We start from the raw sequence: 8,886 nt of genomic DNA, 5'->3' as shown, positions 1-8,886 counted from the left end.
GGCGCCATCGAAGGCGTGGCAGGTCCGGAATCGGCCAACAACGCCGCGGCGCAGACCTCCTTCATCCCGCTGCTGACGCTGGGCATTCCGCCCAACGCCGTGATGGCGCTGATGGTGGGCGCGATGACCATCCACAACATCCAGCCGGGCCCGCAGGTCATGACCAGCAACCCCGCGCTGTTCTGGGGCCTGATCGCCTCGATGTGGATCGGCAACCTGATGCTGATCATCCTCAACCTGCCGCTGATCGGGATCTGGGTCAAGCTGCTGCAGGTGCCCTACCGCTACCTGTACCCGGCCATCCTGGTGTTCTGCTGCATCGGCGTGTTCTCGGTCAACAACCAGACCTTCGACGTCTTCACCGCGGCTGGCTTCGGTGTGATCGGCTACCTGTTCATCAAGCTCAAGTGCGAGCCGGCGCCGCTGCTGCTGGGCTTCGTGCTGGGGCCGATGATGGAAGAGAACTTCCGTCGCGCGCTCTTGCTGTCGCGGGGGACGTTCACCGTGTTCCTGACCCGTCCGTTGTCGCTCGGCCTGCTGATCGCGGCCGGGCTGCTGGTCTGCATCGTTGCCCTGCCGTCGATCAAGGCCAAGCGCGAGGAAGCATTCCAGGAGGAATGACGCCGGCATGGCGACGCCGCCGCAGACAGTACAAGTGGATCGGCCAAGGCCGCGCGACGACGCCAGCATCTTTTGGAAATGGCCTCTTAGGGAAAGGACCGGCATCCGCCTACACTGGGAGAGTGCCGGTCCGGCACGGAAGGACATCGATGGGGGTATTGAATGCATTACAGTCCCAGGCAGCCTGGTCAGCAAAGAGTGCCGACCACACCCTGGAAGACGCACTTCCAGCAACCCGGCGAGAAACGCCAACCCTCCCAGCCCGGCCAGTTCGACCCGCAAGCCGTGCAGCCCGCCGACAAGAAATAGCGTGACAAAGCCCGTGCCGGCATGGCCACGGGCTTTGTTCTTTAAGGCGTGTGGTTTGTTTGCTAGGCTAGGCCACGCTGCGCGCTTCCGCGCGGTCGTGGCCGGCCCAGGTCAGGCGCCACCCGGAGGTAGCGGTCTTGGCGACCAGGCCCGAATCCTGAAGCAGCAATAAATGGTGGCTGAGCTTGGATGCATCGGCATTGCCCAGCGCCTTGGCGAGCTGGAGATCCGTCATCATCGCCTGGCTGTCAGCGCGCAGTGCCGTCAGCACGCGGTCCGCGAAGGACATGTCACGCCTCATCTTGCACTCCCGGTGTCTCGAACGCCCCGGCGGCAGCTTGTCACCGCCACCGCCTCGGGTGAGCGTCAGGTGCTGAACGGAAGCACGCCGGCAGCGGCGGCACCCCGGGCGTCTTGCTGCAACGCAAGATGGCACGGTCCAGCCTGACGTTCCGTCTCAGTTGCGCATTAGCGCTTTGTTCGCGCTTTATTCGCGCCTTGCCTTGATTACTTCTTCTTGCCTGCTGCGCCATCATTGCCAACGCGCGACTGGACGGCACCGAACGGTGCTGCAGGTGCGACCGGCTTCTTGGGTTGCTTGGGCTTCTTGGTTTCGCGATTGCCGCGTAGTTGACCTTTGGCCATGGTGTGTCTCCACGAGTGGGTTGCTGCATTGCGTGCCRGGCGGCAGATCCAGCATACCCGCTTACTACAGCGTTCAGGGAAATATCGCGCGCGAGGCGCCTGCGCATGACGCAAGCAGGAGGATCGCCTTCGGCCGCCGGCCGATACCCGCGTGCCCTCGCCCGGCCAAGTAAATCGGACGCCACCAGGCAAACAGCGTATGCTCGTTGAAGAAAGGAGATCAACATGTCTCAAAATCATGCGATCTACAAGGGGTTCAAGGTTTCGGCCAATGTACGTCGCTCGTTCGACGAAAGCGCCAATGCCGAACTCGCACGGGCGAGCTTTCTCGCCACCGTGACCATCACGCAGGTCAGCGGCGACAGCGGCTCGCTCAGGCTGGTACCACCTCTGCTCGAGCATGTCGCGCACACGCCGCACGATGCCATCGACCTGGCCGTGTCCTATGCCAGGACCGTCATCGACGACATGTCGACCTTCGTCAAGCGCAAGTAGTCCCGCCCCCTCGATTCGCCCGGAATTGCAGTCCATCGCGCGGCCGCCCTGACCGGCCTGGCCGCAGCTACGCCCAGCAAGACTTCCCCACGAAACGACAGGAGACGACAATGGACCGACAGATCAAGAACAAGGCGGAACTGCGCGCCATGATTCGCGCCGAGCAGCAGAAATTCGCGGAATGCAGCGGCGCCTGCTTCGGCGACGTTTGCTGGCATGCGCCGGACGCGGGCGGCTGCAACTGGAACCTGTCCACCATGGAAGGCGGCGACAGCGCGGCCTGCATCGAGAAGATCCGGCCGTTCACGGCCACGCTGCAGGCGCAATACAACATTCCCGACGAGGGGAAGTAAGGCGGCCAGGCGCCTGGTGCCCTGGTGCCACTTAACTAGTGCCCCAGGCGCTCGATCCGGGCCTTGGCGTTCTCCAGGGCATCCGCCATGGCAAGCTCGCGCGAGCTGAACGCATCGCCCTGGTTTTCAAAACGGCCGTGCGTATCCAGCGTGTAGACCCAGTTCCATTGGCCGAAGGTGCGCTGCGTCAACTCCAGATTGACGTAGTGGCCCAGATAGAAAAAACTCTCAGGCATCGATCACCTCGTTCAGTTACTGCCTGCCCGGCTTCTGGCACCGGCTTCCCCGGGATACGACAGGTAGCGCCGGACCACACCAGCGCCACGAGCGGCACCATGCGCAAGGCCCATGCCTATCGTACGCGCAAATCCGCGGGCGAGCGCCGATTGACGGAAAATGGTATCATCGCCAGTCTTGGCCGTTCGCCGACCCTCTTCTCGTCGGCCCAAACGTGCCGGCTGCCAGACACCATCAAAATATTAATGGCAGCCTGTCGGGCGTACACCCGATTCGTTCAGGGCGACAACCGCCCATCACCATCCCGACCCGGCGGCATGTCCGCTCCGTAACCTGTGCGCATGTACCTGGCGCATCAGCCTGCGCAAGCACGGTCCACTCATCACCAGCTGCCTTTCTCGCGCTAATGCGCGAGACCTGACGTTGCTGGACAACGCAAACACGGCGACCGATCGCCAGAAGAGAGCACGCGGCGCACCACGAGGTGCGCTCAACGTTGCCTCAGATCGTCCGCCCGCTTAAGGGCAACACCTTGAATCAAAGCATCAATCGCACCAATAGCACCACCCGCACCACCCGCGCCAATCCGTTCACCGTGTCGGTCTACCCGATACAACAAGAGCCAGGCGTGTGGTTTGCGACCTATCTGATCGCCGAATACAAGAACGGCTCCGAATGCATCGTCGCCAACGTCTCGATGCGCCATGCCACGCATGGCACCGAAGCCCAGGCTAAACAGGCCGCCCGACGCGCGGCCGAGAGCGTCGCTGCCGATATGCGCCTGCAATAAAGCCGGCCGCACGAAAAGCAACCCGCATGCGTCTCAACCTACAGTGCAGCAGGTCTTGCTGCAAAAGGATCATCCTTGGCTAAAGAAGAACTAGTGGAATTTGGTGGACAAGTATCGGAAGTACTGCCGGACAACCGTTTTCGCGTCATCCTGGAAAATGGTTTCCAGGTGTGGGCCTATTCGTCCGGCCGCCTGAAGAAGAACCGCATTCGTATCCTGGCCGGCGATCGCGTCACGCTGGAAATGTCGCCCTACGACCTGACCAAGGGCCGGATCAACTACCGCCACAAGTACTGATACTGGTTGGCCGGAAACGCTGCCGCGCCGTCAAGCTGTTGGCCCGCGGCCCCTCCCACCCTCTAACGAAAGGAAGAAACATGTCGATCAGCGAAGAATGGGAAGAGATGCACCTGACGCCAGGTGGCTGGGTAGGCGGAAGCTATCGCCACGTGCCGGGACCGGAAGTCACGGTGGAGCGCCCCGCGGATGAAGTGCTAACCGTGCGCAGGCATGTGTCCGCAACCTATTGCGGCCCGTCGCGCGCCACGGAAGACAGGACGCCGCAGACCGAAGACATGGCATTGATTGAATCGCTGCTGGACCGTTTCGGCAGCCCGGCATTCGGCGTCTAGCTGGGCAGTCCGGACCAGCACGATCTTCCGGGCGCTCTGCGCGCCCGTGCCAGCGCCAGGAGACGCGCTGGCTCAGCCGGGAAACCGCATGCGCGGCATGCTGACACCAACGCGCGAACCAACCGGGCGCAACTCGCCCTCGAAAGGCTGCGCCCCCAGGTCCAGCACGTAGTCTCCTTCGCCGGCCTTGTCATAGAGATTGTCACGAATCGCTTGCCCGATCGCCAGCCGGCACAATGCCTCGAAGCTGTCGACCATTTCGCCCCGCAAGGCCGCCTCGTTGGCCTGAACCCCAAATGAACGCCTGCCCTCACCGACGAAACTGGTGAAGCGCACACCCGTCGGATGACTGGAGTCGAGAAAGCTGACGGCTACATGGTAGGCGATGCCCTTGCCTTGCCCCGGCAGCGTGCAAAGGAAGTTGGATGGTGTGGCAACCTTGTTCATGACGTATGCGCTCGCGGGCCGGCGCAACTGCGCACGGCAGGTTTTGACAGGTGGACCGGCAGAGCGGGCATTGCACGGCGCGGTCCCGTTTCCTCTTGCTTCCCATTTTCCCATTGCCTGGCGGCAGCCGGGCCAGCCCTACGATACCAGCTGGCAACGCCGGCATAAGGGCAGGCACGGGCGACGCCGCGCGGCTCGGCCAGATTCTGCCGGCGCCGCGTTACAGCGTAGCGACAGACTCCCCGGGGATCAGCCCGTTGATAATATCTTCACCGAACTTCACGGCACCCCTGCGCGCCGTGCCGATATTCTCCCAAGGGGTGCTTTCCAGACGGAACACGCGCGTGCGCTCACTGCCGGGCCGATGGCCTTCGCGGCAGATCACCACGGACGCGTTGAAGCTGCGATCCGGTTTGGTCCTCGGCCAGGATTGAGCGGGCTGGATCTTGTACACCAGCGGATAGAGGTCGAAACCTTTGTAGCAGGCGGAAGGCGTATTGTTCATGTAGTGCTCCAGGCGGCTGGATGCCGCAACTGGCCTTGTGCCGGTTCGCTCGCAATGGCCAATGCCGAGGCCCAATGCGCCAGCACGCGGGCAAGCTAGGGAGCCAACAGGCGATCGACGACAATCACGATCGCGTTCCCTGGCTTGTCCTGCTTGCAATGGACGCCAAGGCGTGCGCGCAGATACCGGTCAAGGCTGCGTTGTAGTTGATATAAGGCGTCCTGGTCCGCGTTGCTCAGTTGCTCCGCGACGTCCTGCGCCATCTCGATTTCAAGCGCCCTGGCTGACCAGGTAAAGCTCCTGGCATCAGGGATCTGCCAGTTTGCCGTCACCGCGCGTTGCCCTGCCGACCAGATCCTGACGTCTTGCCCGGTGATCTCGTCAAGGACGGGCTTCACGAAGGCAACGAGATCTAGCATGACGATGCACCGACGAACGATCGGCGCGCCGTCGTTCCGACGGACAAGCAGGACACTCCGGGGATCTCGTCAACTGGCGACGATGCAGCGGTGGCTGGCAGCTCGGCCAAGCCACGGACAGGCGAGGACATGGCAGGCGCGCCTGCGTCATCCTCGTGCAACGACGGACATTGCCGCATATCGCTCCGGGCGTCAGAGCGAGACGACGGATTGCCCGGGAATCGCGCCGTTGATGATGTCCTCGGCGTAACGAACGACACCACGGCGCGCAGCGCCGACGTTGTCCCACGGCACGGTGTCGAGGCGGAACGTACGGGCCTGCGTTCCCTCGGGCTCGCCACCTTCGCGGCAGATCACGACAGCGGCATCGAAGGTCCGGTCCGGCCTGCGTTCCGGCCAGGTGCGCACCACGGCGTGCTTGTACACGAGAGGGTATAAGTCGAACCCTTTGTAGCTGGCAATCGGATTGACGTCCATGATGCACTCCACAGTTCCACTGAACCCCACTCTACTCCTATTGGGAGCCGCTCCATGACCTTTATTTTGGCCGAGCAGGCGCGGCTGGCGCGCAAGCAGCCGCCGGGGCAGCCGACGGCGTGGCTTGCGCATTGCCAGCAGCGGCGGCGGCGGCAACGGGGGGCGCAGCGGCGGCGGGGGTAGCGGCAGCGCCAGGCGCGGTCCGCGCGGGCTTTGCCGCCACCGGCTCGGTCAGGGTCAGCAGCATGTCCGCATACCAGGCAGAGTTCAGCCCAAGCACTTCGTCCTCCGCCAGGTCGCGCGAGCCGACGTCGAAGCGAGCCGAGTGGATGCCGAGCAGCATCCACGGCAGGTCCAGCTTGTCGCCCCGGCCGTCGCGCATGCGCGAGACCACGAGCGCGCCGCTGGTGCCGCGGTGAGTCCTGGCATCGGTCAGGAAAAAACCCTGGCCCTGGAAACGCAATCCGTACGCGGACGCGACCACGGCCTGGCGCGCAACCGGCAGATGATGGAGCGCGTCATGAAAACCCAGGGGAAATCCGACGATCAACAGGGAGTCGCCCACCTCGACGCGATCGGAAGGCTGCGCCAGATGCTCCGGCGTGAAGGCCCGGTAGAGCAGCTTGGACGGCAACGCCTTGCGCTCGATCTCCACCACCGCGACATCGACCGGGCCGCCACCATCCTCGCCCTCGCGCCAGACGGCAAGCCCGTCACGGTACAGCGGAATCGAAAAGCCGATCGAGTCGGCCATGTTTTCCGGCTGGCTGTGCAGTTCGATCTCGATACGGTCCGGGTGGTGCTTGCTTGGCTCGTCAAACACCACATGGCGGCTGGTCACCACGAAGAGCCGGCCATCGCGCTCGAAGAAGAATCCGCTCGCGTTGGTCAGCGGCTGCTGACCCTCGAAGGACGAGACCCGGACGGCGGCCAGAAGGATGGATTCGACCATAGGCATGATGTTTTATGCGCTTGCGCACCTCGATGATTCCCGGTCGGTAAAAAAAAAGCCCCGCTGAGCGGGGCTTCTTTCTAGGCGATTCGAATCGGCTCGATTAGATCGGCTCGATCTTGGTCGCTGCGGGGCCCTTTTGGCCAACGCCTGCGACGTAACGCACTTTCTGGCCTTCTTGCAGCGACTTGAAACCGCCGCCTTGAATTTCCGAGAAATGCGCGAACAGGTCGTTGCCGCCTGCGTCAGGGGTGATGAAGCCGAAGCCCTTGGAGTCGTTRAACCACTTKACGGTACCGGTTTCCATGCTGGATATCCTTTAAACCTTAAAAGTTCTGGATGAGCCTGATGCTCACCAGGCATGACGATCAAGGAAGGAACATGGAGCAAACGAATCGCCGCTTGGAGGGGACGATCCATAACATCTGAGTAACCGCTTGAAAGATCCTGCACCAACGTTTATACAGGGATGGGATAGGCATGTCAACTTACAGAAGAGAAAAGCGCCTCATTAAGTGCCTCATTGGTTGCGGGTAAGGTCTTTTCCGCGCCTGCCGCGCGCCCGCGTGCGTGAACAGGCACAAGCTCGCGGCGGCGGTTTATTGCAGCATGAACGTGCTACAGTCACCCACCTTCCGCCGTCGGATTCCGCATGTCGCCTTGCCCAGCCTGCCTCGCCATCGACACCAACCGTGGTGGCTCGCCAGGCCATGCGTTGCTCAGGATCACCGACACGCAGCGCATCAAGGTGCCACGCCGCCCTGCGATGACAGTCAGTACCTTTGTGTGCCAGGCCTGTGGCACCGGCTGGATCTACCGCGACGGCAAGAACGTCGATGCGCAGGGCTGGCAGCTAGCGCCGCAGCAAGCGCAGGCGCCGGTCCCGAACCTTCAATGATCCAGGCACGCGCCCGCATCGACGCGGCGCCATAGCACCACACCACCAAGACGGGCGCAACAAGCCCCGCAAGCCCAGTAGCTGGCAATCACCACCACCACTGCCGCGCCTTTCACGCGAGACAGCGCCGCACGCCCGCGCCACCCGGCCGCGGCGGCGCGCGTCACGCCACGCGGCAACCCTTCAGGAACAGGATGATCCAGCGTATCGGACTATTTTTCACCGTCAGCCTGCTGCGTTTGCTCGCCGCCTTGCCCTATAGCGTGTGCGCCCGTATCGGCATGAGCCTGGGCGCCCTGCTCTATCGCATTCCAAGCCGGCGCCGCAGTGTCGTGCAGACCAACCTGCGGCTTTGCTTTCCCGACCAGAGCGAAGCGCATCGACACACCCTGGGGCAGGCGCATTTCAGCCACGTGATTCGAAGCTACCTGGAACGCGGCGTGCAATGGTATGGCTGTGCCGGCAAGCTGAATGACCTGGTCGAGCTGGAGTCCGCCATTGAGCTAGGCAACACCGAGGCCGGCCCGACCATCTTCCTGGGATTCCATTTCGTGGCGATCGAGGCCGGCTGCATGTTCTACTCGATCAAGCATCCGGTGGCCTCGCTCTACTCGAAGATGTCGAACCCATTGCTGGAACAACTCGCCAAGCAGCAGCGCGGCAGGTTCGGCACGGAGATGATCCCGCGCAATGGCAGCGTGCGCCAGGCCTTGCGCGCGCTCAAGTCGGGCACGCCGCTGATGCTCGCGGCGGACATGGATTTTGGCTTGCGCGATTCGGTATTCGTGCCGTTTTTCAACGTCCCCGCTTGCACGCTCACCTCGGTGTCGCGCCTCGCCGCGCTCAGCGGCGCGCGTGTCGTGCCCTTCACGACCTCTGTCCTGCCTGGCTACCGCGGCTACAAGCTGAAGATATTCGATGCGCTGGCGGGCTACCCCTCCGGCGACGAGAAGGTCGATGCGCTGCGCATGAACGCGTTCCTGGAGCAGCAGGTCCGCGCCATGCCGGAGCAATACTACTGGGTGCATCGCCGCTTCAAGCACCGCCCCGAGGGCGAGGCGCCTGTCTACTGAGATGCCTGGAGCGGCGCACGCGCGCCGCCCACT

At 63.1% G+C, this 8,886-nt stretch carries 17 protein-coding genes; 8 read left to right on the top strand and 9 right to left on the bottom strand.

The features are described 5' to 3' along the window. The coding region (locus AB4061_RS28740) for a tripartite tricarboxylate transporter permease (protein WP_441639637.1) at positions 1-621 on the top strand (621 nt) is incomplete at its 5' end. Between the two features lie 376 nt (positions 622-997). On the opposite strand, the gene AB4061_RS28735 is transcribed toward AB4061_RS28740, so the two are convergent. Together AB4061_RS28735 and AB4061_RS28730 are read right to left on the bottom strand one after the other, a co-directional pair. Next, positions 998-1,219, bottom strand: a complete 222-nt coding sequence (locus AB4061_RS28735) for a hypothetical protein (protein ID WP_043344159.1) — start codon at positions 1,217-1,219, stop codon at positions 998-1,000. A gap of 218 nt (positions 1,220-1,437) precedes the next feature. Continuing rightward, positions 1,438-1,575 (bottom strand): hypothetical protein, encoded by a 138-nt coding sequence (locus tag AB4061_RS28730; protein WP_006157962.1) that lies wholly within the window; start codon positions 1,573-1,575, stop codon positions 1,438-1,440. Positions 1,576-1,800: 225 nt separating this feature from the next. Between AB4061_RS28730 and AB4061_RS28725 the strand changes: the two genes are divergently transcribed. Together AB4061_RS28725 and AB4061_RS28720 are read left to right on the top strand one after the other, a co-directional pair. Then, positions 1,801-2,070, top strand: a complete 270-nt coding sequence (locus AB4061_RS28725; protein WP_006157961.1) for a hypothetical protein — start codon at positions 1,801-1,803, stop codon at positions 2,068-2,070. 110 nt (positions 2,071-2,180) lie between these two features. After that, positions 2,181-2,423: a hypothetical protein gene (locus AB4061_RS28720; RefSeq protein WP_043344153.1), complete on the top strand. Its 243-nt coding sequence runs from the start codon at positions 2,181-2,183 to the stop codon at positions 2,421-2,423. 35 nt (positions 2,424-2,458) lie between these two features. Here AB4061_RS28720 and AB4061_RS28715 read toward each other — a convergent pair whose 3' ends face one another. Next, positions 2,459-2,659, bottom strand: a complete 201-nt coding sequence (locus tag AB4061_RS28715) for a hypothetical protein (protein ID WP_441639636.1) — start codon at positions 2,657-2,659, stop codon at positions 2,459-2,461. A 497-nt stretch (positions 2,660-3,156) separates the two neighbouring features. On the opposite strand from AB4061_RS28715, the gene AB4061_RS28710 reads away from it, so the two are divergent. The 3 genes from AB4061_RS28710 to AB4061_RS28700 all read left to right on the top strand — a co-directional run bounded on the left by AB4061_RS28710 (position 3,157) and on the right by AB4061_RS28700 (position 4,082). After that, positions 3,157-3,450, top strand: coding sequence for an isochorismatase (locus AB4061_RS28710; RefSeq protein WP_441639635.1), 294 nt, complete (start codon positions 3,157-3,159; stop codon positions 3,448-3,450). 75 nt (positions 3,451-3,525) lie between these two features. Further along, the gene (infA, locus tag AB4061_RS28705) at positions 3,526-3,747 is read left to right on the top strand and encodes a translation initiation factor IF-1 (protein ID WP_006157957.1); all 222 of its coding nucleotides are present in this window, start codon (positions 3,526-3,528) and stop codon (positions 3,745-3,747) included. Between the two features lie 80 nt (positions 3,748-3,827). Next, a complete protein-coding gene (locus tag AB4061_RS28700) occupies positions 3,828-4,082 on the top strand; it encodes a translation initiation factor 1 (RefSeq protein WP_441639634.1) in 255 nt (84 codons plus the stop codon). Positions 4,083-4,154: 72 nt separating this feature from the next. Here AB4061_RS28700 and AB4061_RS28695 read toward each other — a convergent pair whose 3' ends face one another. The 6 genes from AB4061_RS28695 to AB4061_RS28670 form a co-directional block, all read right to left on the bottom strand. Next, positions 4,155-4,529: a hypothetical protein gene (locus tag AB4061_RS28695; protein WP_441639633.1), complete on the bottom strand. Its 375-nt coding sequence runs from the start codon at positions 4,527-4,529 to the stop codon at positions 4,155-4,157. Between the two features lie 220 nt (positions 4,530-4,749). After that, positions 4,750-5,034, bottom strand: a complete 285-nt coding sequence (locus AB4061_RS28690; RefSeq protein ID WP_150988690.1) for a hypothetical protein — start codon at positions 5,032-5,034, stop codon at positions 4,750-4,752. Positions 5,035-5,129: 95 nt separating this feature from the next. Next, on the bottom strand, positions 5,130-5,453 hold the full coding sequence (locus tag AB4061_RS28685; RefSeq protein WP_441639632.1) for a hypothetical protein: 324 nt from the start codon (positions 5,451-5,453) through the stop codon (positions 5,130-5,132). A gap of 192 nt (positions 5,454-5,645) precedes the next feature. Then, on the bottom strand, positions 5,646-5,930 hold the full coding sequence (locus tag AB4061_RS28680; RefSeq protein WP_043344135.1) for a hypothetical protein: 285 nt from the start codon (positions 5,928-5,930) through the stop codon (positions 5,646-5,648). Between the two features lie 61 nt (positions 5,931-5,991). Then, a complete protein-coding gene (locus AB4061_RS28675) occupies positions 5,992-6,888 on the bottom strand; it encodes a S1 family peptidase (protein ID WP_441639631.1) in 897 nt (298 codons plus the stop codon). A 97-nt stretch (positions 6,889-6,985) separates the two neighbouring features. Next, positions 6,986-7,189 carry a cold-shock protein gene (locus tag AB4061_RS28670; protein ID WP_006157950.1) on the bottom strand — a complete coding sequence of 68 codons (204 nt, stop codon included), beginning with the start codon at positions 7,187-7,189 and terminating at the stop codon, positions 6,986-6,988. Between the two features lie 345 nt (positions 7,190-7,534). Here AB4061_RS28670 and AB4061_RS28665 point away from each other — a divergent pair, with 345 nt between their 5' ends. Together AB4061_RS28665 and AB4061_RS28660 are read left to right on the top strand one after the other, a co-directional pair. Then, a complete protein-coding gene (locus AB4061_RS28665; RefSeq protein WP_441639630.1) occupies positions 7,535-7,780 on the top strand; it encodes a hypothetical protein in 246 nt (81 codons plus the stop codon). A gap of 194 nt (positions 7,781-7,974) precedes the next feature. Continuing rightward, positions 7,975-8,853 carry a lipid A biosynthesis lauroyl acyltransferase gene (locus AB4061_RS28660; RefSeq protein ID WP_441639629.1) on the top strand — a complete coding sequence of 293 codons (879 nt, stop codon included), beginning with the start codon at positions 7,975-7,977 and terminating at the stop codon, positions 8,851-8,853. The last annotated feature ends 33 nt before the right edge of the window (positions 8,854-8,886 follow it).

The organism is Cupriavidus sp. YAF13, assembly GCF_052113425.1.
Classification (GTDB): Bacteria; Pseudomonadota; Gammaproteobacteria; order Burkholderiales; family Burkholderiaceae; genus Cupriavidus.
Note: the sequence above shows the minus strand (reverse complement) of the source record. Positions and strands in the feature narration are given on the sequence as shown.

Coding starts and splice junctions, on each gene's coding strand:
- AB4061_RS28735 (WP_043344159.1), bottom strand. CDS start 1,219: ATGTCCTTCGCGGACCGCGTGCTGACGGCACTGCGCGCTGACAGCCAG.
- AB4061_RS28665 (WP_441639630.1), top strand. CDS start 7,535: ATGTCGCCTTGCCCAGCCTGCCTCGCCATCGACACCAACCGTGGTGGC.
- AB4061_RS28720 (WP_043344153.1), top strand. CDS start 2,181: ATGGACCGACAGATCAAGAACAAGGCGGAACTGCGCGCCATGATTCGC.
- AB4061_RS28675 (WP_441639631.1), bottom strand. CDS start 6,888: ATGCCTATGGTCGAATCCATCCTTCTGGCCGCCGTCCGGGTCTCGTCC.
- AB4061_RS28695 (WP_441639633.1), bottom strand. CDS start 4,529: ATGAACAAGGTTGCCACACCATCCAACTTCCTTTGCACGCTGCCGGGG.
- AB4061_RS28730 (WP_006157962.1), bottom strand. CDS start 1,575: ATGGCCAAAGGTCAACTACGCGGCAATCGCGAAACCAAGAAGCCCAAG.
- AB4061_RS28715 (WP_441639636.1), bottom strand. CDS start 2,659: ATGCCTGAGAGTTTTTTCTATCTGGGCCACTACGTCAATCTGGAGTTG.
- AB4061_RS28700 (WP_441639634.1), top strand. CDS start 3,828: ATGTCGATCAGCGAAGAATGGGAAGAGATGCACCTGACGCCAGGTGGC.
- AB4061_RS28680 (WP_043344135.1), bottom strand. CDS start 5,930: ATGGACGTCAATCCGATTGCCAGCTACAAAGGGTTCGACTTATACCCT.
- AB4061_RS28660 (WP_441639629.1), top strand. CDS start 7,975: ATGATCCAGCGTATCGGACTATTTTTCACCGTCAGCCTGCTGCGTTTG.
- AB4061_RS28685 (WP_441639632.1), bottom strand. CDS start 5,453: ATGCTAGATCTCGTTGCCTTCGTGAAGCCCGTCCTTGACGAGATCACC.
- AB4061_RS28725 (WP_006157961.1), top strand. CDS start 1,801: ATGTCTCAAAATCATGCGATCTACAAGGGGTTCAAGGTTTCGGCCAAT.
- AB4061_RS28690 (WP_150988690.1), bottom strand. CDS start 5,034: ATGAACAATACGCCTTCCGCCTGCTACAAAGGTTTCGACCTCTATCCG.